The 23,511-nt window shown below is 63.0% G+C and carries 18 protein-coding genes; 6 read left to right on the top strand and 12 right to left on the bottom strand.

The features are described from left to right. Positions 1-25 precede the first annotated feature (25 nt). Complete coding sequence (locus TR61_RS04305; RefSeq protein WP_050928334.1) at positions 26-934, top strand: haloalkane dehalogenase; 909 nt, start codon at positions 26-28, stop codon at positions 932-934. Here TR61_RS04305 and TR61_RS04300 read toward each other — a convergent pair. Then, positions 931-1,521, bottom strand: coding sequence for an SH3 domain-containing protein (locus TR61_RS04300; RefSeq protein WP_082181841.1), 591 nt, complete (start codon positions 1,519-1,521; stop codon positions 931-933). The two genes, TR61_RS04305 and TR61_RS04300, sit on opposite strands and share 4 nt — an antisense overlap. A 42-nt stretch (positions 1,522-1,563) precedes the next feature. Here TR61_RS04300 and TR61_RS04295 point away from each other — a divergent pair, with 42 nt between their 5' ends. The 4 genes from TR61_RS04295 (at position 1,564) to TR61_RS04280 (ending at position 8,662) form a co-directional block, all read left to right on the top strand. Beyond that, a complete protein-coding gene (locus tag TR61_RS04295; protein ID WP_050928333.1) occupies positions 1,564-2,550 on the top strand; it encodes a 2-hydroxyacid dehydrogenase in 987 nt (328 codons plus the stop codon). Positions 2,551-2,658: 108 nt separating this feature from the next. Then, complete coding sequence (gene ggt / locus TR61_RS04290; RefSeq protein ID WP_050928332.1) at positions 2,659-4,443, top strand: gamma-glutamyltransferase; 1,785 nt, start codon at positions 2,659-2,661, stop codon at positions 4,441-4,443. Positions 4,444-4,521: 78 nt separating this feature from the next. Then, positions 4,522-5,925 (top strand): FAD-binding oxidoreductase, encoded by a 1,404-nt coding sequence (locus TR61_RS04285; RefSeq protein ID WP_050928331.1) that lies wholly within the window; start codon positions 4,522-4,524, stop codon positions 5,923-5,925. Positions 5,926-6,163: 238 nt separating this feature from the next. Then, positions 6,164-8,662, top strand: coding sequence for a GcvT family protein (locus TR61_RS04280; RefSeq protein ID WP_050928330.1), 2,499 nt, complete (start codon positions 6,164-6,166; stop codon positions 8,660-8,662). 230 nt (positions 8,663-8,892) lie between these two features. On the opposite strand, the gene TR61_RS04275 is transcribed toward TR61_RS04280, so the two are convergent. The 3 genes from TR61_RS04275 to TR61_RS04265 are packed head-to-tail and all read right to left on the bottom strand — an operon-like array spanning position 8,893 to position 11,551. Then, on the bottom strand, positions 8,893-9,543 hold the full coding sequence (locus TR61_RS04275) for a DUF938 domain-containing protein (RefSeq protein ID WP_050928329.1): 651 nt from the start codon (positions 9,541-9,543) through the stop codon (positions 8,893-8,895). After that, complete coding sequence (locus tag TR61_RS04270; protein ID WP_050928328.1) at positions 9,540-10,619, bottom strand: NAD(P)/FAD-dependent oxidoreductase; 1,080 nt, start codon at positions 10,617-10,619, stop codon at positions 9,540-9,542. The genes TR61_RS04275 and TR61_RS04270 overlap by 4 nt, the downstream gene beginning before the upstream one ends. Next, entirely contained in the window at positions 10,616-11,551 is a 936-nt protein-coding gene (locus TR61_RS04265; protein ID WP_050928351.1) for an aldo/keto reductase, read from the bottom strand. Before TR61_RS04265 ends, TR61_RS04270 begins: the two co-directional genes overlap by 4 nt. 363 nt (positions 11,552-11,914) lie before the next feature. Between TR61_RS04265 and TR61_RS04260 the strand changes: the two genes are divergently transcribed. Continuing rightward, positions 11,915-13,468, top strand: coding sequence for a phytoene desaturase family protein (locus TR61_RS04260; protein ID WP_050928327.1), 1,554 nt, complete (start codon positions 11,915-11,917; stop codon positions 13,466-13,468). A gap of 83 nt (positions 13,469-13,551) precedes the next feature. Here TR61_RS04260 and TR61_RS04255 read toward each other — a convergent pair whose 3' ends face one another. The 8 genes from TR61_RS04255 to xdhA form a co-directional block, all read right to left on the bottom strand. Then, positions 13,552-14,625, bottom strand: a complete 1,074-nt coding sequence (locus TR61_RS04255) for a BMP family ABC transporter substrate-binding protein (protein ID WP_050928326.1) — start codon at positions 14,623-14,625, stop codon at positions 13,552-13,554. A 30-nt stretch (positions 14,626-14,655) separates the two neighbouring features. Then, entirely contained in the window at positions 14,656-15,576 is a 921-nt protein-coding gene (locus tag TR61_RS04250; RefSeq protein ID WP_050928325.1) for an ABC transporter permease, read from the bottom strand. A 4-nt stretch (positions 15,577-15,580) separates the two neighbouring features. Then, positions 15,581-15,949, bottom strand: coding sequence for a hypothetical protein (locus TR61_RS04245; protein ID WP_050928324.1), 369 nt, complete (start codon positions 15,947-15,949; stop codon positions 15,581-15,583). Continuing rightward, on the bottom strand, positions 15,946-17,028 hold the full coding sequence (locus TR61_RS04240; RefSeq protein ID WP_050928323.1) for an ABC transporter permease: 1,083 nt from the start codon (positions 17,026-17,028) through the stop codon (positions 15,946-15,948). Before TR61_RS04240 ends, TR61_RS04245 begins: the two co-directional genes overlap by 4 nt. 87 nt (positions 17,029-17,115) lie before the next feature. Then, on the bottom strand, positions 17,116-18,633 hold the full coding sequence (locus tag TR61_RS04235; protein ID WP_050928322.1) for an ABC transporter ATP-binding protein: 1,518 nt from the start codon (positions 18,631-18,633) through the stop codon (positions 17,116-17,118). Continuing rightward, on the bottom strand, positions 18,630-19,604 hold the full coding sequence (xdhC, locus tag TR61_RS04230) for a xanthine dehydrogenase accessory protein XdhC (RefSeq protein ID WP_050928321.1): 975 nt from the start codon (positions 19,602-19,604) through the stop codon (positions 18,630-18,632). The genes TR61_RS04235 and xdhC overlap by 4 nt, the downstream gene beginning before the upstream one ends. Further along, positions 19,597-21,900: a xanthine dehydrogenase molybdopterin binding subunit gene (xdhB, locus tag TR61_RS04225; RefSeq protein WP_050928320.1), complete on the bottom strand. Its 2,304-nt coding sequence runs from the start codon at positions 21,898-21,900 to the stop codon at positions 19,597-19,599. The genes xdhC and xdhB overlap by 8 nt, the downstream gene beginning before the upstream one ends. Continuing rightward, positions 21,897-23,258: a xanthine dehydrogenase small subunit gene (gene xdhA / locus TR61_RS04220; protein WP_050928319.1), complete on the bottom strand. Its 1,362-nt coding sequence runs from the start codon at positions 23,256-23,258 to the stop codon at positions 21,897-21,899. The genes xdhB and xdhA overlap by 4 nt, the downstream gene beginning before the upstream one ends. Positions 23,259-23,511 lie beyond the last annotated feature (253 nt).

Here is a 23,511-nt window from a genome sequence, read left to right as displayed (position 1 = left end):
GTTCGCAGACGGGAAAGGAAGTGACATGGACATCCTCAGAACGCCGGAGGCCGCGTTTGACGGGCTCAAAGACTATCCGTTTGAACCGAATTACCTCCAGATCGCGGACGGCACGCTGCGGCTGCATTACCTGGATGAAGGGCCGAAGGACGCGAACCCTGTCTTGTGCATGCATGGGGAGCCAAGTTGGTCCTACCTATACCGGCACATGATCCCGATTTTTGCCCAGGCCGGGCATCGGGTGATTGCGCCTGATCTGATCGGGTTTGGCAAATCGGACAAGCCTGCGCAGCGGTCGGATTACACCTATCAGCGCCATGTCGACTGGATGACAGATTGGCTGACGGCACTGGACCTGCGCCACATCACACTGGTCTGTCAGGACTGGGGCGGGCTGATCGGGTTGCGGCTGGTGGCGGCCATGCCCGAGCGCTTTGACCGCGTGGTCACGGCCAACACGGCGCTGCCTACGGGCGATCAGCCGATGGGCGAGGCGTTCGAAAGCTGGCGCGCCTTTTCGCAGGAGGTGCCGGTCTTTCCTGCGGGCAAGATCGTCTATGGCGGCACCACAAAGAAGATCGATGAGGCGGAGATCGCCGCTTACGACGCGCCGTTTCCTGACGAAAGTTACAAGGCGGGGGCGCGGCAGTTTCCAACCTTGGTGCCGTCGCGGCCTGACGATCCGGCCTCCCAACCCAATCGGGAGGCGTGGGAGGTGCTGCGGACATTCGACAAACCCTGGCTCACGGCGTTTGGTGCCGATGACAAGGTCATGGCGGGTGTGGACAAGGTGTTTCAGAAGCTCATCCCGGGTGCTGCAGGTCAGCCGCATACGATCCTGCCCGATGCGGGGCATTTCCTGCAGGAAGATGTCGGCCCCGAACTGGCCGCATTGGTCAACCAATTCATCGAAGCGACGCGAAAAGCAGCCTAGTCGCGGATTTCGCCGGGTATCACGCCCCACAGCGCGTCGGTTTCTGCCCAGCCACGAAAACCGCCCGCCGTCAGGCGGCACCAGCCCGGTTCGCACTGTCCCAGCCGCGCGATCACCCCGGCCTCCAATGCGGCCACAACGGGAGATGCATTGTCAGGCCGCGCATGCAGCGTCAGCATATCGCGTTCCACCAGAACCGTACGCGCGCCCGACAGCAGGGCGTAATGCACCCATCCGCCTTGCCCGTCGCGATCCTGCACGCGCCGCCAATGACCATGTTCCGCCGTCACGCGCAGGGGCATGTCGCGCCGGGTAAAGACCCAGTCGATCCGGTGGCTGAGCGACGGTCCGCGCCGCACATTGCCCTCGGCCGCCTTCATCGACACATACCGCGGAATAGGCAGGTTTGTGACCGGGCCGCGCGTCACCTCTTCGGCCAAAGTTTGTCCTGCAAAGAAAAGCGCGATGACCGCGCCAGCAATCCGCCAAATACCAGTGTTGCGCCTTGCCACGATCTGCCTCGGTTCGTCTGAACTGCTCTTTTTACCTGCGGGGTTCTTGTGCCCCGTCACGGTCTGCGTCACCATGCCATGCAAGGATACATTTTGGAAAGCACGAGGGGGAGCAAAGTGCCCAGAGAACGGCTGAGTGTTGTTGTAACGCGACGGTTGCCAGACGCGGTGGAAGCCCGACTGAAGGAGCTGTTCGACGTCACCTTGCGCGACGACGACACACCCATGACCCGAGAAGAGCTGATCGCCGCGGTGCAGACGGCGGATGTGCTGGTGCCCACGGTGACCGACACGATCGACGCGGGGCTGATCGGGCGGGCCAGTGAAAAGCTGAAGCTGATTGCCAATTACGGGGCCGGAGTGGATCACATCGACGTGGCCACCGCCCGCCAGCGCGGCATTCTGGTGTCGAACACGCCAGGCGTGCTGACCGATGACACGGCGGATATGACCATGGGTCTGATCCTCGCTGTGACCCGCCGGATGCCCGAGGGGCTTGCAGTCATGCAAAAAGGCGATTGGCAGGGCTGGGCACCCACTGCGCTTCTGGGTGGGCGGATCGCGGGGCGGCGCCTGGGAATTCTGGGCATGGGTCGGATCGGTCAGGCGGTGGCGCGCCGCGCGGCGGCGTTCGGCATGCAGATCCACTATCACAACCGCCGCCGCCTGCGCCCGGAGATCGAGGAAGATCTGCACGCCACATATTGGGACAGTCTGGACCAGATGGTGGCGCGGATGGATGTGATCAGCGTGAATTGTCCCTCGACGCCGTCGACCTTCCATCTGATGAACGCGCGGCGGCTGAAGCTGCTGAAGCCCGAAGCGGTGATCGTGAACACCTCGCGCGGAGAGGTGATTGACGAAAACGCGCTGACACGGATGCTGCGCGCGGGCGAGATCGCTGGCGCGGGTCTTGACGTGTATGAGCACGGCACAGACATCAACCCGCGCCTGCGCGAGTTGCCCAATGTGGTGCTCTTGCCGCATATGGGATCGGCCACGATCGAAGGGCGGATCGAGATGGGCGAGAAGGTGATCATCAACATCAAGACCTTCGAAGATAGCCACCGCCCGCCCGATCAGGTCGTCCCGTCAATGCTGTAAGCGCGGATCAAGCCCGTTCGAACGGGCTTGATCAAGGCGCTTGCAAGCGCCTTTCCAGCGCTCGGATCCGGGTCTAAGCTCCGGCGTCATACCGATAGGAGCCAGCCCATGCGACCGATCCCCCTTTTCCTAGCAAGCCTCTTTCTGGCGACCGCGTCGCTGGCGCAGCAGGTCACCGACAGCGTGGCCCCCGAAGCCGCCACGATCAGCGGCCTTCTGCGCATCAGCGAAGAGGTCGAAGCCGCCTACGCGGCGCGCAATGCAGGTCAGCCTGTCACAGCGCAATCCTGGATGATCTCGGCCGCGAACCCGCTGGCGGTCTCGGCTGGTGCAAAAATCTTGCGCGAAGGTGGCTCTGCCGCCGATGCCATGGTCGCGGCGCAACTGGTGCTGGGGCTGGTGGAGCCGCAATCCTCCGGTTTGGGCGGAGGGGCTTTTCTTGTCTGGTACGATGCGCAGAGCGGTGAACTGACCACGCTCGACGGACGCGAAACCGCGCCTCTGGCCGCCACGCCGACGCTCTTTCAGGATGACACAGGGGAACCGCTGGGCTTCTTCGATGCGGTTGTCGGGGGCCGGTCGGTCGGTACTCCCGGCACGCCCGCACTTCTGGAGGCGGCGCATCGCCGCTGGGGTCGTACCCCTTGGCCGGATCTGTTCGAGGCAGGCATCGCCCTGGCCGAGGATGGCTTTGCCGTCTCCCCCCGCCTTGCGGCGCTTGTCGCGCGCGATGCCGAAAGGCTGGGGCGGTGGGAGAGCACGGCGGCCTATTTCCTGCCCGGTGGCGCGCCTCTGGAAGAGGGTGCGATCCTGCGCAATCCGGAATATGCCGCAACCTTGCGCCACATGGCAGAGCAGGGCGCGCAAGCCTTCTATACCGGCCCAATCGCCGCTGACATCGTCCGAACCGTACAGGGCGCCGAAGGCAATCCCGGCCTTCTGTCCGCCGTTGATCTGGCCCTTTATCAGGTGAAGGAGCGCGAAGCGATCTGCGCGCCGTTTCGGGCGATGCAGGTCTGCGGGATGGGGCCGCCGTCTTCGGGCGCGCTGACGGTGGGGCAGATCCTGGGCATTCTGAACAGCTTCGATCTGGCTGCGCTGGGTCCCGACAGCCCGGAAGCTTGGCGGCTGATCGGCGATGCCTCCCGCCTGGCTTTCGCGGATAGGGGGCGCTACATGGCCGACAGTGATTTTGTGCCCATACCGACAGAGGGGCTGATTGAACCCGCCTATCTGGACGAGCGCAGCATGATGCTGGAGCGCGCAGACGCGCTACCCGAGGCCACGCCGGGGGAGCCGCCCTGGGATCACGCGCAGCTTTGGGCCGATGATGTGTCGATCGAACTGCCGTCGACCTCGCATATTTCCATCGTTGACAGCTATGGCAACGTTCTTTCGATGACGACAACGATCGAAAACGCGTTCGGCTCTCGCCTGATGGTCCGGGGGTTTCTTCTGAATAACGAGCTCACGGACTTCTCCTTCCGCACCCACATCAACGGCCTGCCCATCGCCAACCGGCTGGAGCCGGGCAAACGCCCGCGCTCCTCCATGTCGCCGACGATCGTGATGAAGGATGGCGCGCCGATCCTGGCCATCGGATCGCCCGGGGGCAGCCGGATCATCGGATTTGTTGCCAAAACGATCATCGCCTGGGCCGATTGGGGCCTGAACATGCAGGAGGCTGTTTCGCTTCCCCATGCGGTGAACCGGTTCGGCACCTATGATCTGGAAGAGGGGACCGGGGCCGCAGCGCTGCAATCTGGGCTGGAGGCGCTGGGATATGAGGTGAGCTTGCGCCCGCTGACCTCGGGCCTGCATGCGATCGAGATTGGCCAGGTCCTGCGCGGCGCGGCGGATCCGCGGCGGGAAGGCATCGCGCTGGGAGAGTGACAGAGCGCCGTTTGTGCCCTTGCCCTGCGCGCTGAATTTCGGCAGCGTCCCTACCCAGAGGTTTGGGAGGAATTCGCCATGGTCGCCATCACCACTTTGCCGCGCAATGAAACCGGGATCGAAACCGCGCTGGGCATTCTGAAGCAGCGCTTTGGCGAGAAGTTTCAGACGGGCCAAGCCATTCGTGAACAGCATGGCCACACGACCACCTGGATCGAAAACCAGATGCCCGATGCGGTGGTTTTTCCGCACTCGACCCAAGAGGTGGCCGAGATCGTCAAGATCTGTGCCGAACACAAGGTGCCCGTGATCCCCTTTGGCACCGGCACCTCGCTGGAGGGCCATATCAATGCGCCCGCGGGGGGCGTGTCGGTTGATCTTTCGGAAATGAACAAGGTTCTGGCTGTCCATGCCGAGGATCTGCAGGCCGTGGTGCAGCCCGGCGTCACGCGCGAGGATCTGAACACCCATCTGCGCGACAAGGGGCTGTTTTTCCCGATTGATCCGGGTGCCAATGCCTCGCTTGGCGGGATGACCGCCACGCGGGCATCCGGCACCAATGCGGTGCGATATGGCACGATGAAGGACAATGTCATCGGGCTTGAGGTGGTTATGGCCGATGGCACTGTTATCCGCACGGCACACCGGGCCAAGAAATCGTCAGCGGGCTATGACCTGACGCGGCTTCTGGTGGGCTCAGAGGGCACTTTGGGACTGATCACGGAAATCACGCTGCGGCTTCAGGGCATCCCTGAGGCGATCTCGGCCGCGCGCTGTTCCTTCCCGTCGGTGGATGCGGCCTGCCGCGCGGCGATGATGGCCATTCAATACGGGCTGCCGGTGGCTCGGATGGAACTTCTGGATGCCGACAGCGTACGCGCGATCAACAATTATTCGAAACTCGGCCTGCCGGAGGAGCCGCTTCTGCTGCTGGAATTTCACGGCTCGGAAGCGGGCGTTGCCGAACAGACCGAGATGTTTCAGGCCATCGCCGAAGAGGTGGGCGGCAAAGGCTATGAGGCGGCGGCCTCGACTGAAGATCGCAACCGGCTGTGGAAAGCGCGCCATGATGCCTATTGGGCGATCCAGACCCTGCGGCCCGGCACACAGGCCCTTGCCACCGATGTCTGCGTGCCGATCTCGCGGCTGGCGGAATGCGTGACGGCGGCGCAGGCGCGGCTTGCGGAGCTGGGCCTGCTGGGCCCCATCGCGGGCCATGTGGGCGACGGAAATTTCCACAATGCGCTTCTGGTTGACATGAATGACCCCGAGGAACGCGCCAAGGCCGATGAGTTCACCGGCTGGCTGGCCGAATTGGCTGTGTCGATGGACGGTACCTGCACGGGCGAGCACGGGATTGGGCAGGGAAAGATGCCCTATCTGAAGCGTGAGCTGGGGCCTGCCACGACCTATATGGCCGCGATCAAGCGGGCGATGGATCCCGACAACATCATGAACCCCGGAAAGATTGTCGCGCTTTGATCCAAAGGACACGCCTGCGGCGTGACAGTTTTCTTTTGATTTGGCGCTTTTACCTGCGCAGGTTGCGCGGTGCGGGCGCGATCGGGTTCCGTATTTTCAGCAAGAAGAAGGGACCGGCTGCACCTTTGCCGTCTGGCCGCGTCGCATTTGATCCATGGCAGGTCGGCTTGCTTCTGCGCTGGTCGCGGTTTCGTCCTAAAACGAGAGCGAAATTCAGCCGTTCGAGGGAGTCGAATCCATGAAAACCCATGTCAAAGCTTTGGTGGTCGGCGGTGGCGCCGTTGGCACCTCGATCGCGTATCATCTGGCCCGTGCGGGTTGGGACGACGTAATGCTGCTGGAGCGGGATGAGCTGACCTCGGGCTCGACCTGGCATGCGGCGGGGCTGCTGCCGTATTTCAACATGTCTTATGCGACGACGCATATTCATGACTATTCCATCAAGTTCTACAAAACGCTGGAAGAAGAGACCGGTCTGAACGCGGGCTTTTCGGTTGTGGGCAACCTGCGCATGGCGCAGAGCCAAGAGCGGATGGATGAGTATATGCTTTATGCCTCCACCGCCGAGACGTGCGGTGTTCCCTATGAGTGGCTGAGCCCGGCGCAGATCAAGGAGCGGTATCCGCTGGTGCGGACCGAGGATCTGGTCGGCGCGATCTATCACCCGACGGATGGCTATATTAACCCCGCAGACGTTACTATGGCGATGGCCAAGGGCGCGCGGCAGCGTGGCGTGACGATCGAACGGAAGTGGCAGGTGGATGGGTACCAGTGGACCGGCGACCATTGGGATGTGACCTGCACGAAGATGGTGGAGAAGGGCGGGAACCTTGTGCCATCTGACGAGCAGGTGGTGGTGCATGCCGAACATGTGGTGACCGCGACGGGCAATCACGCACAGCGCACGGCGCGGCTGTTGGGGATCAAGATCCCGGCAATTCCTGTGGAACATCAATACATTGTCACCGAACCGGACCCGGCGCTGGTGGAATGGCGGAAGACCAATGGGGAACACCCTGTGCTGCGCGATGCGGATGCCAAATGGTATGTGCGGGAAGAACGCGGCGGTTGGATTTTGGGGCCTTATGAGCGCAATGCGCCTGCGCGGTTTGAGTATGACGTGCCGGAGTCTTTCCGGGCCGATCTGTTCCAGCTGGATCTGGAGCGGATCGAGGAAGAATACATGTCGATGATCCACCGGATTCCGTCCTCGGAAGAGGTGGGGCTGAAGGACGACTATAACGGGCCGATTTGTTATACGCCGGACGGGAACCCTCTGTTGGGGCCTGCGCCCGGGTTGCGGAACATGTGGCTGGCCGAAGGCTTCTCCTTCGGGATCACTGCGGCCGGCGGTACAGGGCATTACCTGGCGCAGCTGATGGTGGACGGTGAGGCGGAGATCGACATGGCCTCGCTCGATCCCAAGCGGTACGGCTCGTGGATGACGACGGAATATGCCGCGCGGAAGAATGAGGAGGCGTATGAGCATGTCTATATCCTTCACCATCCGGATGAAGAACGGCCTGCCTGCCGGCCTTTGCGGACGGCACCCGCTTATGATCGGCAGAAGGCGCTGGGCGCGCAGTTCGGGGCGGTCAACGGATGGGAAAGACCCAATTACTACGGGCCTTTAGACGCGGCTGACAGCTTTGACCACGATGCGCGCAGCTTCCGGCGCGGGGGCTGGTGGCAGTATGCCAAGGCGGAAGCCGAGGCGGTCCGGAATGGCGTTGGTCTGATCGATGCGACGGCCTTTACCAAGCATGTTGTGAAGGGGCCCGGTGCGACGGAATTCCTCGACTGGTTTACCTGCAACAAGCTACCCAGCGTGGGGAGGATCAACCTGACCTATGCGCTGACCAGCCATGGCACTACGCGGACAGAATACACCATCATGCGGTTGGGGCAGGACGAATATTATCTTGTTTCTGCAGGCGCTTGGACGGCCTATGATGCGGATTACCTGCGCAAGGCGGCCGAGGATAAGGCGGGCGAGTTCGGCTATATCGAGATCCAGGATGTGACCACGCAATGGGGTGTTTTCGCCATCGCGGGGCCGAAATCCCGCGATGTGCTGAACGAGATCGTCAAGGATGCCGATCCTGCGACGGTTCTGTCGAACAAGCGCTTCCCGTGGCTGTCCATGCGCAACATCGAGCTGGGCATGTGCCCGGTGCGGGCGATCCGTGTGGCCTATACCGGGGAGCTGGGATGGGAGCTGCACCACCCCATTGAGATGCAGAATTACCTTTGGGATCAATTTCTTGCCGCCGGTGAGAAGCATGGCATGAAGCTGGTGGGTGCACGGGCGCAGAACTGGCTGCGGCAGGAGAAATCCTATCGCGCGTTTGGCACCGAGCTGGGCCGTGATGCAACGCCGCTCGAGGCCGATCTGCCGCGCTTTGTGGACCTGTCCAAGGACTTCCATGGGAAGGCGGCGATGGAGAAGCTGGGCGTCCGGGTCAAATGCTGCACGCTGCTGATCGACGGGCCGGAGGATGCCGATCCCTGGGGGCGCGAGGCTTTGTATAATGGCGATATCCGGGTGGGGCGACTGACCTCGGGCGGGTATTCCGTGGCCTTCGGGAAGTCGATCGGGATGGGCTATGTCAGCCCCGATCTGGCGGTGCCGGGCACAAAGCTGAAAGTGAAGATGCTGGATCAGCTGTGGGATGCGGAAGTGGTGGAAGACAGCCCATATGACCCGAAAAACGAGGTCATCCGCAAGGACTGCTGAGCGCCGTGTGGCAAAAAGGGTTAACGGCCTTATTTCGCTAATCGAATCGGTGTGATTTGCGTTCACATCCCGTGCACGGCCTGTGTGACCGGAATGGTGGTCAACGCAGCGTGCGCCCGCCGCGGTTTAAACAGGGTTTATGACGCAAAAAGTGATTGCGCGCCCGGTTTCTTGAAAGAAACCGGGCCGGAGTTTTCCAAAACTCCGGCTGCGCTACGCCCGGGCAAAAGCTAGCCTGCGCGCGCGATCATGGCGAGGTTGTTGGCGGGCATCTCGACGGGTTCGGCGTTCCTGAGCCCGGCATCCTCCATCCAGGTGCGGATATCGGCGTCGTTCTTGTAGCCGATCATCGGATCGCTTGAGATCAGGCTGTTGTGGAACGTCCTGTCGCCGTTCGAAATCAGCTGGCCGTCGCGCATGAAGGGGCCGTACAGCAGGAATTGCCCGCCGGGGCGCAGAGCTTGAGCGACCTCTGCAAAAAGGCTGCGGGTTTCGGCATCGCTGATCAGGTGAGTGAGGTTGATCAGGACGATCAGATCGGCACGGTGATCTGCGGCCCAGCCGGACTGGGTCGCGTGCAGGCGCAGCGGGGGCAGGATGTTGTCGCAGGAGGCCTCTGCCATATGGGCCGCGATGCTTTTCAGGCGGTCGGGGGCCAGCTCGGTCGGTTGCCAGGTCAGTTGCGGCGCCGCTTGGGCGAAGGCCACCACATGCTGGCCCGTGCCGCTGGCCAGTTCCAGCGCAAGGCCCTCAGCCGGGGCAATGCGGGCGATCAGCGTGGCGATGGCCGTGGCGTTGCGTTCGGCGGCGGGCGCACGAAGCTTGTCGCCCGCCTGCGCATGGGCGACAGACGCCGTGGGCGGGAGCGACCGGCCTGTCATCTGCGCAGCCGGTCGGGGCTGAGCGCAGCGATGGTGTCGGGGTCAAGGACGGGCGTGCGCCCGGCCACCAGATCCGCCACCAGTTGTGAAGCCGCCGGGGCCGTCTGGAACCCGTAGCCGCCTTGCCCGGCCACCCAGATGAAGCTGGGCGTGTCGGGGTCGGGGCCCAGAACCAGCGCGCGGTCGGGAGAGAAGCTGCGCAGGCCGGCCCAGCTGGTCTCCAGTCTTGTGACAGGCTCTGTCACCATTTCCTCGTATCGGGCGAGGCCCTCGGCCAGGACCATGTCATCGGCCCAGGCGTCATGGGCATGCGTGGGGTCTTCTTCCGCCGGAGAGACCAGCCATTTGCCCGCATCGGGCTTGGCATACCATGTCTCGCCCGAACCCAGCAGCATGGGCCATGTCGACACGTCATGCCCGCCCGGTGCGGGCAGCCGGGCCATGGACCGGCGATGGGGCGTAATCCCGATGGGGGCGATGCCCGCGAGTTCGGCGACGGGGTCGGCCCAGGCGCCAGCGGCATTCACCAGCACCGAGCCGCTGAAATCCGTGCCGCCTGCGGTGACGGTCCAGCCCGCATTGCTCCGGGAAATGGCGGTGACCGGGTGCGCGGTCAGCACCTGGCCGCCACGGGCGCGGATCGTTTTGGCGAAATCCTGGATCATGCGGTCGGTATCCAGATCCCAGGCGGCCTCGTGATAGCCCGCGAACCCCACCGTGTCGGGGTTGAGGATGGGAACCATCGCGCGCGCCTCGTCTAAGCTGAGCGCATCAAGGCCCAGATCCTTGAGGTCATGGGCGAAACTGTCGGCCTGATCCTTGCGGCCCAGCACCATCAGGCCGCGGGGCGACAGGTAGCCTCCGTTCGCCTCGCGGTGATAATCGCCCGACGCGATGTTCAGCGCGACCGTTGTGGGCAGACCGTAGCTGGCCTCGTAAAGCGCGGCAGAGCGGCCCGAGGCGTGATATCCCAGCGCCGGTTCGCTTTCCAGCAGCGTGACCGTGCCCAGTTCCGTCAGACGCGCGCCGGCAGAGACACCGGCAATCCCGCCGCCGATGACGATGAAATCGGTCATTGCTGTTCCTCGATCCGGTCGGTGGCAGGCGGCGGGGTCTGGCTGAGCGCGGTGATCCGGTCGTAAAGCGCGTCGCCCATGGGGAAGTCCAGCGCGGCAAGCGACGGGGCAAGTTGGTCCGCATCACGCGCCGAGATAATGGGCATCGGGCGTGCGGGGTGCCGGGCCACCCAGGCCACGGCGAGAGTCGCGGGATCAGTGCCCATGTCCCGGGCCAGCGCGGCCAGATCGCTTGCGGTCTGATGCATCCAGTCCCGCCCATAGCGCGCGGCATAGTTGTCGTCTTCGCTGAGCCGTCCTACGCCGCCTTGCGCATATTTGCCGGTCAGAAGCCCGCCGCCCAGGGGCGAATAGGGGCAGATGGCGATATTCTGGTCGGTGCACATCGGCAGGATTTCGACCTCGGCCTGGCGTTTGACAAGGTTGTACATCGGTTGCAGCACGTCGATGACCAGCCCGAATTCGGCGGCGATCCACTGCGCTTTCATCACCTGCCACGCGGCGAAGTTCGACAGGCCGACATAGCGGATCTGACCGGCCTCTTTCATCTGAGCGAAACATTCGATCGTTTCGCGCAGGTCGGTCTCTGGATCGAAGCGGTGGAGATACAGCAGGTCGATCATGTCCATCCCCAGCCTTTGGCGCGAGATGTCGAACTGGCTGCGCATATTGGCCGCCCCGGCGCCGCCCTTGTAGCCAACCTTGGAGGCGATCAGGAGATCGTCCCGCTCGGGCGCCGCGAACTGGCCCAGAAGCGTTTCCGACGCGCCATCGGTGTAGATATGGGCGGTATCGAAATGGATCAGCCCCGCAGCGCGGGCCGCGTCAAACATGGCGCGCGAGGCCGCTTCATCCGCACGCCCGCCGAATTGCATCGTGCCAAAGACCATGGGGCCCATGGCGGTTCCGTTCACTGTGGTCATTTGCGTCATGGCCAAGGGGTGCCATGGTGACGGGGCGTCTGCAATGGCTTTTGATGCGCTGGAGGGCGTGATCCTTGCCCAAAGGTGCATGGGGTGCCCGGCGGTTCGTTGATCCGTGTCAAAGAGGCGTGCCGGCGTTTTCGGTAAGTCTGGCACCCGACATGCCCGCGTCGGACCAACGGAACGGCGAGCCAAGGAACATGCAGCCCTAACCCGACCGGGGACGCTGCCGGCTCTTGCGCTTTTCGTCGGCACCATAGCCGCCGCTGAGCGCGTCGCAGTACCACACCGGGCGCGTGCCTGCGGCTTTGATACGGGCGGCCCGATCGGAGTTTTGCGCAAAGACTGCGCCGGTAACCAAGGAGCACGGTAATGACAGATACAGACGCACGTCCCTGGGACGCCATCATAGTGGGCTCTGGCATGGGCGGGATGACGGCCGCTGCGGCACTGTCCAAAACGGGCCACCGGGTTCTTTTGCTTGAGCAATACGACACGCTTGGCGGACTGACGCACAGCTTTTCGCGTGATGGATTCTCGTGGGACGTCGGCATCCATTATCTGGGCTGTGTCGCCCCCGGCGACCGGGAGCGCGGTCTGATCGACTGGCTGACTGACACGCCGATGGAATTCGCGTCCATGGGGTCGGTGTATGACAACCTGCATGTGGGCGATGCCCCGCCGCTGGCCTTGTCGCGCCCTTTTGCAGCGCAGGAACGGGATCTGAAGGACCGGTTTCCAGATGAAGCCGAAGCGATCGAGGCCTGGATGACCGCGCTTAGGGAAGGGCGCGAGACCATGTACAAACTGACCCCAACTCGGGTGATGCCGGAAATGGCCGGTCAGGTTCTGCGGTGGTGGCACAGCCGCGAGATTGACGCATATTGCGCGCGCACCACGAAAGAGGTGGTCGACAGCATCACGCAAAACCCCGAGCTTGCGGCCGCTTTGACCGCGCAATGGGGCGACCACGGAGGCCGCCCGCATAAGGCAAGTTTCGCGATGCATGCGCTGATCTGCGGATCTTACCTGACAAGCGGGGCCTGGTATCCGGTTGGCGGCGGCAAGTCCTTTGCCGATCACCTGATCCCCACGATTACCAAAGCCGGGGGAGCCGCGCGATCCGGCGTCAAGGTCGAGAGGCTGCTGATCAAGGATGATGCCGTCGTCGGCGTGCACACATCCGAGGGCGAGGATATTTTCGCATCGGCTGTCATCTCGAACATAGGTGCGCGAGAGACCGTGGACAGATTGCTGCCTTACGGGATTGGCCCCGAGGACTGGAAAGACGAGATCCGCGCGCTTCCCTCTTCGATTGCCCATTTCAGCCTGTTCATGGGCTTTGAAGGCGACATAAAGCAGGCCGGTGCAACGCGCAGCAACCATTGGTTTTATTCAACCGTGGAAACGGATGTGGTTTGGGACACGGCGCCCAAGGGCGATCCGGCGGGCTTCTTTGTCTCCTTCGCGTCGCTGAAAGATCCCAGCCATGATCCCGGGCCGAAGAAGAAGTATTCAGGAGAAATGGTCGTTTGGACCGACTGGTCGACAGTTGCGAAATGGGCGGATCTGCCCTCGGGCCAGCGGGGGCCGGACTATGCAGCCTTCAAGGCCGAGGTCGAGGCGAGAATGTTTGCTTTGTTTCGCAAGAACTTCCCCGATCTGGCCGATCTTGTGGTTCTGCGCGAATTGTCGACGCCCTTGGCGACAGCGGCGATCACGGGCCATCACGAAGGCCGGTTCTATGGGCTGGACGTGACGCCTCAGCGCGTGTTCTGCACGGCATTACAGCCCAAAACGCCCGTGAAAGGGTTGCATCTGAGCGGGCAGGACATTGTCAGCCCTGGCATTCAGGGCGCGCTTTGGAGCGGCATGCTTGCAGCGTCCAGTATTGATCCGCGCGTGCTGAAACAGTTCCGTGGTTAGGGCTTGTGCGGTCCCGGGCAGGCGCATGATGAAAAAGGCCCCGCGCCGGGCGGGGCCTTTCCGAGGTCAGTCCTGATCAAAGATCAGTTGGGGATATCGCCCACAATGCCTTCGACATAGAACTGCATGCCGGCCAGATCGCCGTCATTGGCGGTCTCACCTTCGGCCAGCCAGACAGAGCCGTCCTGCTTGTTAATCGGGCCGGTGAAGGCGTGGTATTCGCCGGTGCGCAGCGCTTCTTTCAGGGCGAGCGCTTCGGCTTTGACTTCGGCGGGAACCGCGTCGGTGATCTCACCGATGCCGACCATGCCTTCGGCAATGCCGTTCCATGTGTCGACGCTTTCCCATGTACCCTCCATCACGGCGCGGGTGCGCTCGATGTAATAGGGGGCCCAGACGTCCAGCAGGGCCGAGACGCGCGGGAAGGGGGCGTATTGCGACATGTCGGAGGCCTGACCAAAGGTCACGACACCGCCTGCTTCCTGAGCCGCTGCGTGGGGTGCGGTGGAGTCGGTGTGTTGCAGGATCACATCCGCGCCTTGTTCGATCAGGGCTTTGGCGGCATCCGCTTCCTTGGCCGGGTCAAACCAGGTGTAGACCCAGACGATGCGAAACTCGACATCGGGGTTGGCTTTCTTGGCGTGGATATAGGCCGAGTTGATGCCCCGGATCACTTCGGGGATCGGGTAGGAGGCGATGTAGCCGATGATGTTCGATTCCGTCATCGAACCGGCGATATGGCCCTGAACCGCGCGGCCTTCATAGAAACGCGCCGAATAGGTCGAAACGTTGTCGGCACGCTGGTAACCGGTGGCATGTTCGAATTTCACATTCGGGAATTTCTTGGCCACGTTGATCGTTGCTTCGCCAAATCCGAACGAGGTGGTGAAGATCAGATCGGCCCCATCCAGCGCCATCTGGGTCAGGACGCGTTCGGCATCGGGGCCTTCCGCGACGTTTTCGACAAAGACGGTTTCGACCTTGTCGCCGAATTCGGCCTCGACCGCCTTGCGGCCCTGGTCATGTGTGAATGTCCAACCACCGTCACCGACGGGACCGACATAGACAAAGCCCACTTTGGTTTTGTCTTCCGCAAAACCGGCTGTGGCCAGACCCAGTGCCAGGGCGGCACCGGTCAGGAGAGTTTTCAGTTTCATTCAGGTTTCCCCCAAGTTGCTTTTTGGCCCCTAGTTTGAGGCGTGGAAAATTCGGCCAAGAGAGGCAGGCGCGCTGCTTTTATCAGCCGAAAGAATAACAAGCACCACGATTGTGATGAGATAGGGCGACATTGCCAGATACTCGACCGGAATAGCAACGCCTGCTGCCTGCAAATTCAGCTGCATGACGGTGACGCCGCCGAACAAATAGGCACCCAGCAGGGCGCGCCACGGCTTCCAGCTGGCAAAGACGACCAGCGCCAGGGCGATCCAACCCACACCGGCGGTCATGCCTTCGGTCCATTGGGGCACGCGGATGAGGCTGATATAGGCCCCGCCCAGCCCCGCGCAGGCGCCGCCGAACATGATGGCCAGTACGCGGATGCGCACGACCTTGTAGCCCAGCGCATGTGCCGCATCGTGGTTTTCACCGACGGCGCGCAGGACCAGGCCCACACGGGTGAATTTCAGAACCGCCCAGACAGCGGCGGTGAGCGCGATGCCCAGATACAGCACCGGGTCGTGGGAAAAGAGGATCGGGCCGACGACCGGCAGATCGCTCAGCACCGGGATGTCCAGGCGCGGTGTGGCGGGTGGTTTGAGGCCCACATAATCCTGGCCCAGTAGCGCACTGAACCCCAGCCCAAAGAGGGTGAGCGCCAGGCCCGAGGCCACCTGATTGGCCAGCGCATATTGGGTGAGGATCACAAAGAGAAGCGATAGGAGCGCGCCTCCGATAGCGGCGCTGACAAAGCCCACCAGGGGCGATCCGGTCTCCACCGCCAGGGCAAAGCCGCAGATGGCGCCGGTGATCATCATACCTTCGACGCCCAGGTTCAGGACACCGGCTTTTTCGACAACCAGCTCTCCGATCGCGGCCAGAAGGATCGGGGTGGCTGCCACCATGAGGGAGGCCACCAGCAGGACGGGGTTGATGGAGGACAGGTCCATGGGGTCACCTCAGATCATGGCGCAGGCAGCGCAACATGCGAGGTGCCTCTGCGTGTTCTTGCAGGGAGAGGATCAGGACATCCTCCTGCATGTGTTCGGACAAGGCGCGCGCCTCGAACGCGGTGCCTTGCGCTTCAAGATCGCCGATCAGCGCGATGCGATTGTCAAAGACGGTGTATTGCCCGTCCCAGCCAAATCCGCGCCCGGCGCGTTGGCCCTCGGCCTGGAAGGTGCCTGTATCGTTCAACATAAGGCGAAAGGCGAGCGCCGATTGCGGGGTCGGCGCAGGCTCCAGCCCCGATTGGCAAAACCACTGCGTCGCCTGCGCGGGGGCTGCGAGGCTCAGGGCGGTGAGGAGGGCGAGGAGCCTCATGCGACCTCCCCCCGTGCCAGCCGAATGCGGAAGTTTGTCAGCAGATCGAAGGCCAGCAGGAAGAACAGAAGCATGCCCTGGAACACCTGGATCGCGGCGGCGGGCAGGCCCAGTTGGCTTTGGGCGATCTCGCCGCCGATATAGGTCAGCGCCATGAGGAAGCCTGCGAGCAGGATGCCGATGGGATGCAAGCGGCCCAGAAAGGCCACGATGATCGCGGTGAAGCCGTAACCGACGTTGAAATCAATGGTGACTTGCCCCGCGGGGCCTGCGACTTCGAACAGACCCGCGAGACCGGCCAGCGCGCCAGAGGTGCCCAGACAAAAGAGGATCAGGCGTGCGGGGTTCACACCGGCGAAGCGCGCGGCGCGCGGCGCCTCACCCGTCAGGCGGATGTGATAGCCCAGCATGTGCCGGTTGAGCAGGATGTAAGCAAAGATCACGGCAAGGAAGGCGCTCAGCACGCCCCAATGCATGCCCGATCCTGCGATCAGTTCGGCGTTATAGGCGCTTCCATATTGCTGCAGGTTGCGCGAACCGGGAAAGCCCATGCCATCGGGGTTGCGCATCAGCCCCAGCGCCATGGAAGCGAGGAATTGCTCGGCCACGTAGACCAGCATCAAGGACACAAGAATCTCGTTGGTCCCGAACCGCACCTTCAGCACAGCCGGGATCATGCCCCAGGCCCAGCCGCCGAAGGCCCCGCCCAGCACCATCAGGGGGAAGATGTACCAGGCCTCAAGCGGATAGAACGCCAGCCCAATGCCCGCACCCACCAGCGCGCCGATGATGTATTGCCCTTCGGCCCCGATATTCCAGATACCTGCGCGAAATCCCAATGACAGCCCGATCGCGATCAGGATCAGCGGCGCGCCTTTGATCAGAAGCTGCGGGCGATAGTAGAAGGAAAACTCCCCGAACAGCGGATCCCAGAAGATCGTCTTGATCGCCAGAAGCGGGTCCTTGCCCAGAACGGCAAACAAGAGCCCGCCCGCCACCATCGTGGCCAGAACCGCCACCACAGGCGTTGCCGCAGACCAGAATTGCGAAGGCTGGGGCCGTTTCTCGACACGGATCATGGGGCGATCCTCCTGCTTCTTTCTGGCCAGAAATACCCTAGTGCCCGGCCAAACCCGATGCGGATCGGCGCAAATACGAGTGCTGACTTATACATGAGCCACCTCCATCCCGTGGGCGCCGCCCATCATCAGGCCAATCTCTTCCACGGTCAGGGTGTCGGTGGGCCGGATGTCAGAAAGCCGCCCCTCGTTCAGCGCGGCGAACCGGCCCGAGATTTCCATCAACTCATCGAGATCCTGGCTGATCACAAGCACGGCTGCACCGCCCCCCGCCAGATCCAGAATGGCCTGCCGGATCGCGGCGGCGGCAGCGGCATCCACGCCCCAGGTGGGTTGGTTCACGACCAGCACCTTGGGATCTTGCAGCACCTCCCGCCCGATCACGAATTTCTGCAGGTTCCCGCCTGACAGCGAGCGCGCGGCATTGGCCGGGCCGGGTGTGCGGACATCAAAGGCCTTGATGATGGCCTCGGCAAACTCCTGCGTGGCACCCCATTTCAGAAATCCGTTTGAGGCCAGACCCTTGCGCACTGATCCGGTCAGCAGGGCATTTTCCGTCAGGCTCATATCCGGGGCGGCGGCGTGGCCCAGGCGTTCTTCGGGGGCGGCCAGCAGGCCCAAAGCGCGGCGCGGGTTGGGGCCCAGATGGCCAATGGGTGCGCCGTTCAGCTTGATCGCGTCGGGTGCGCTGCGGATCTCGCCCGAGAGGGCCGCCAACAGCTCGTCCTGACCGTTGCCAGCGACACCGCCGATGCCCAGAACTTCGCCCTGTTGCAGGGTCAGGTGGATGTTTTTGAGAGATGTGCCGAATTCCGAAGGGGAGGCGACCGACAGCCCCGTGATGTCCAAAGCCACATCGCCCAGTGTGCGGTTGCTAGGTTCAGGGGTTTTGAGGGAGCTGCCCACCATCATCTCGGCCATATCGCGGGCGGTGGTGTCGCGGGGGATGCAACTGCCCACGACCTTGCCCAGACGCAGGATCGTTGCGGCATCGCACAGCGCGCGGATCTCTTCGAGCTTATGGGAGATATAGAGGATCGCGGTGCCTTCGGCCGACAGCTTGCGCAAGGTCTCAAAGAGGATCTCAACTTCTTGCGGTGTCAGGACCGAGGTGGGTTCGTCCATGATCAGGAGTTTGGGGTCCTGCAGCAGGCAGCGGATGATTTCGACGCGTTGGCGTTCGCCAGCCGAGAGATCGCCGACCACGCGATAAGGGTCCAGAGGCAGGCCATAGGTTTCCGACACCTCGCGGATGCGGCGGGCCAGATCGCGCATGGGGGGCGGGTTTTCCATGCCGAGGGCCACGTTTTCAGCGACATTCAGCGCCTCGAACAGGGAGAAATGCTGGAAGACCATCGCGATGCCGTCGGCGCGGGCGGAGCGCGGCTCGGGCGGCGCGAAGGGTTGGCTGCGCAGGGTCATTGTCCCTGCGTCTGGCTTGACCAGACCGTAGATCATCTTGACCAGCGTGGATTTGCCCGCGCCGTTTTCGCCCAGAAGCGCATGCACCTCGCCCACGCCGATATCGAAGGAGACATCGTCATTGGCCACCACGCCGGGATAGGCCTTGGTCAGCCCGTTGATCGACAGAAGGGTCTGGGTCATGCCTGTTTCTCCAGTGAAAGCGCGGCGGTTTGATCGTGCAGAATCAGCGCGCGCGCCACCCCAATTGCGATCTCATGGGGGTGTTTTCCCAAGGACGGATCGCCGATGGGGCAGGTGATGCGGTTGATCTGGTCGGGCGCGTGGCCCAAAGCGGCCAGACGTTTTCGGAAGCGCGCCCATTTGGTGGCGGAACCGATGAGGCCCGCATAGGCAAAGGGCTGTTGCAGCACGCGGTGACAAAGCTCCAAATCATAGTCGTGATCGGGTGTCATGATGTAGTGGAACGCATCGGCGGGGGCTTTGGCCATCACGTCATGCGGGGGTTGATCGTCGAATTGCCAGATTTGATCGGGTAGTCCTTCAAACAGGTCTTTGCGCACGTCAACGAGGGCGACCTGCAGGCGCGGCAGGTTGGCAAGCGTCAGCGCCAGGGCGTGGCCCACATGGCCCGCGCCATAGATGTAGACCGCGCGCTTGTCACGCCAGAGTTGTTCGATCAGCCAGCCATTTTCCAATTTAGTTTCAATGGGTTGTGATGCCTCGGACGCAGTTTTCAGGCGGCGGTGCACACGGTCGGGCAGGGGGCTGTCGCCATCGACCTGACGCAGATAGATCCCTGCATAGGGAAAGTCGGTGTGGTCGAACACTTCGCGGTAGCGGGCGGTGTCCCACATCTCGATCACGACGGTGACGGCGCCGCCGCAGCACTGACCCAACGAGGGGCCGAGAGGTTGGCGCAGCACGTCCCGATACCCGCCGGTGATCTGCGGATCGGCCAGAAGCCGCGCGGCGCGGTCCATGACTTCATATTCCAGACGCCCGCCGCCGATGGTGCCAATGATGCCGTCGCTGTGCACCAGCATCGCGGCCCCGGTTTCGCGCGGGGTGGAGCCCTTGTGCGCGGCGATGACCGCGCGCACCACACGGCCGTGGCGTTCAAGGGCGTCGGAGAGGGCGGCGCGGTCAAACATCCTGCGTCACCTTGCGGGCCGCGCGCCAGATCTCTTCGGCAGTGGCGGGGGCGTTCAGCGCGGGATAGGCGGGGCCGCAGGAGGACACAGCGTCGCTGAGCGCCAGCCAGGCGGAGATGCCCAGCATGAAGGGCGGCTCGCCCACGGCTTTGGAGCGGTAGATCGTGTCTTCGCGGTTCTCGATGTCCCAAAGCTCGACATTGAAGATATCGGGCCGGTCGGAACAGGCGGGGATCTTGTAGGTCGACGGCGCATGTGTGCGCAGGCGGCCTGCGTCGTCCCAGACCAGTTCTTCTGTGGTCAGCCAGCCTGCGCCTTGAACGTAAGCCCCTTCGACCTGGCCGATGTCGATGGCGGGGTTCAGCGACGCGCCTGCGTCATGGATGATATCGGTGCGCAGGATGCGGTTTTCGCCGGTGAGCGTGTCGATGACCACCTCGGTGATCGCGGCGCCATAGGCGAAATAGAAAAACGGGCGGCCCGTGCCGCGGATGCGGTCCCATTTGAGTTTCGGGGTCTTGTAGAATCCTGTGGCGGAGAGCGACACGCGCGCCATCCAGGCGGATTGGGCGGCGTCGGCGAAGCTGATCACGTGGTCTCCGATCTGCACCTGACCGTCCTTGAAGATCACCTTGTCGGGCGTGGTCTGGTGCTGCATGGCCAGATGATCGGCCATGCGGTCGCGGATCGTGTCGCAAGCGGCTTTGACCGCCATGCCGTTCAGGTCCGAGCCGGAGGAGGCCGCCGTCGCGGAGGTATTGGGCACTTTGCCCGTGTCGGTGGCGGTGATTTTCACCATGTCGAGGGGGATGCCAAAGCGGCTGGCGGCGACTTGGGCGACCTTTTGGAAGAGGCCCTGGCCCATTTCCGTGCCGCCGTGGTTCAGGTGGACGGAGCCGTCCTGGTAGACATGCACAAGCGCTCCGGCCTGGTTGAGATGGGTGAGCGTGAAAGAGATGCCGAATTTCACCGGGCTGAAGGCGATGCCTTTTTTCAAGACGGGGTTTTGGGCGTTCCAGTCCGCGATGGCGGCGCGGCGCTGGGCGTAGTTGGCCTTGGCCAGCAGGGCGTCCGTCATTTCGTGCAGTTCGAAATCGGTGACCTCCATGCCATATGGCGTGGTGCCGGGGATTTTTCCTGCGGCGACGGACTTGGCGGAGGGGTAGTAGTTTGTCTGCCGCACCTCCGCCGGGTCTTTGCCCAAAGCGTGGGCGACGTGATCCATCACCCGTTCAATGCCCACCATGCCTTGCGGCCCGCCAAAGCCCCGGAAGGCTGTGGCGGAGCATATGTTGGTTTTGAGCCGGTGGCTTTCGATGCGCATATGGCCGATGTCATAGGCATTGTCGGCATGCAGCATCGCGCGGTCCGCGACGGGGAGCGAGAGGTCCATCGACCAGCCGCAGCGGGTGTATTGTTTGAAGGACACCGCGTGGATGCGGCCTTGGTCGTCGAAGCCCACGTCGTAATCAATGCGGAAATCGTGGCGTTTGCCGGTGATGACCATGTCATCATCGCGGTCGTACAGCATCTTGCAGGGCTTGCCGGTTGCCCGCGCCGCGACCGCGCAGGCGATGGCCAGTGCGTTGCCTTGGCTTTCCTTGCCGCCGAACCCTCCGCCCATGCGCCGGGTTTCGACGCGCACGGCGTGCATCGGTTTGCCGATGGCGTGGGCGACCTTGTGCTGGATTTCCGTCGGGTGCTGGGTGGAGGAGAAGACGTGCATATCGCCGCTTTCCTGCGGCCATGCCATGGCGGCTTGGCCTTCGAGATAGAAATGCTCTTGCCCGCCGAGGGTCAGCTGGCCTTGCAGGCGGTTGGGGGCTTGGGTCAGTGCGTCTTCGGCGTTACCTTTTTCATAGATCCGTGGGCCGTCTTCGAACCGGCTGTTTTCGGCGAGGGCCTCGTCAATGGTGAGGATGGGCGTTTGCGCGTCGATTGTGACTTTGGCCTTGGTTGCGGCCTTGCGGGCGGCGAGGTGGCTTTTGGCGATCACGAGGAAGAGGGGTTGGCCTGCGAAATGCACCTCGCCTGTGGAGAGGAGCGGTTCGTCGCGGTTCGACGGCGAGGTGTCGGCGTCGAATTCAAGATCATCGGCGGTGAGGACCGCGACGACATCCGGGGCCGTGCGGACCGCGTGCAGATCCATTTTGGTGATCGTGCCGCGGGCGGTATCTGACAGCCCGAAGGCAAGGTGCAGCGTGCCAGTGGGGCATGGCACATCATCTACGTAACGCGCGGCACCAGTGACATGGAGCGCGGCGGCGTCATGGGGGAGGGGTTTGGCGACGCTCATGGCGTGACCTCCAGCACGGAGGTGTGGGTGCCCTGATCCTCAAGCCAGGCGCGCATCAGCATGTTTTTGGCTGTTTCCAGACGGTATTCGGCGGAGGCGCGCATGTCGGACAGGGGCGTGAAATCGCGTTCGAACGCGATTTGGGCGCTTTGGATCGTGGCTTTGGCCCAGGGCTGGCCGATCAGGGCCTGTTCCACGTGGGTCGCGCGTTTTGGGATGCCCGCCATACCACCGAAGGCGATCCGGGCTTGGGTGACTGTGCCATCTTCCACGGTGATGTTGAACGCGCCACAAACGGCAGAGATGTCCTGATCGAAGCGCTTCGACAGTTTGTAAACGCGCAGACGGTCGGGCTGTTTCGGGATGCTTATGGCTTCGACAAATTCCCCCGGCGCGCGGTCCTGTTTGCCGTAGTCGATGAAGAACTCCTCCAGCGCCATCTCGCGCCGCGCATCGCCTTTGCGCAGATGAAGCGTTGCCCCCAGAGCGATCAGCGCGGGCGGGTTGTCCCCGATGGGGGAGCCGTTGGCGATGTTGCCCCCGATGGTGGCCGCATTGCGGACCTGAAGCGAGCCATAGCGGCGGATCATCTCGGCATAGGAGGGGTGGCGGGAGGCCGTGACCTCATGCACGCGATCCATCGTGACGGCAGCCCCGATGCGCAGATGGGTGTCGGTTTCGTCGATCTGTTGCAGGTCTGTGCAGCCTGCAAGGAAGGCCACATGCGGCAGGTCGCGCAGGGCCTTGTTGACCCACAGCCCAACATCGGTGGCCCCGCCCACCAGCACGCCTTCGGGATGGGCGAGATACCATTGGGCCAGTTCATCGGCGTTTCGGGGCAGGGCGGGATCGGTGGCGGTGACCTCTGGCGCTTGGTCATGCATCCAGTCGGGCACCGGGTCTTTTGACGCCGCTTCGGCCGCGCGGATGATCGGGGCATATCCGGTGCAGCGGCAGAGATTACCCGCCAGCGCGTCGTCAAAGCCAGTCTCACCGTTCAGATGCGCGCAGGCCATGGACGCGATGAAGCCCGGTGTGCAAAAGCCGCATTGTGAGCCGTGGTGATCCACCATCGCCTGTTGCACCGGGTGCATCTGACCATCCGGTCCGCTGACCCCTTCAACCGTGCGCACCGCCTTGCCGTGAAGCTGCGGCAGGAACAGGATGCAGGCATTGAGCGTGCGCGCGCCCTGGCGGTCGGTGACGATCACTGTGCAGGCCCCGCAATCGCCCTCGTTGCAGCCTTCCTTGGTGCCGGTGAGGCCACGGCTGTCGCGCAGCCAGTCAAGCAAGGTGGTGGTGGGGGATGCGCCGGTGATATGGGCAGTCTCTCCGTTCAGAAGAAACGTGATGTCCATCGGTGTGTAGACCCGTCGCGGTACGAAGTTTGGCCTGAGATGTGCGTCCCGATGCGACGTAGGGACGGCACTGGCGCGTTCCAGCCCGGGCAGGTTAGAAAGCATCCGCCTGATCTTGCAAGAAAAAGAAATGCTGCGGGTGCATTGTCCGGACGGAACTGCCTGATTTTCGATCAGCGTAGCTTTTCGTGAAAGGCAATGAATTCGTGGGGTTGCCCGGTTGGGGTGGTGGGGTGCGCTGAAAGCAGTTTCA

It is taken from the genome of Aestuariivita boseongensis (genome assembly GCF_001262635.1).
Classification (GTDB): domain Bacteria; phylum Pseudomonadota; class Alphaproteobacteria; order Rhodobacterales; family Rhodobacteraceae; genus Aestuariivita; species Aestuariivita boseongensis.
Note: the sequence above shows the minus strand (reverse complement) of the source record. Positions and strands in the feature narration are given on the sequence as shown.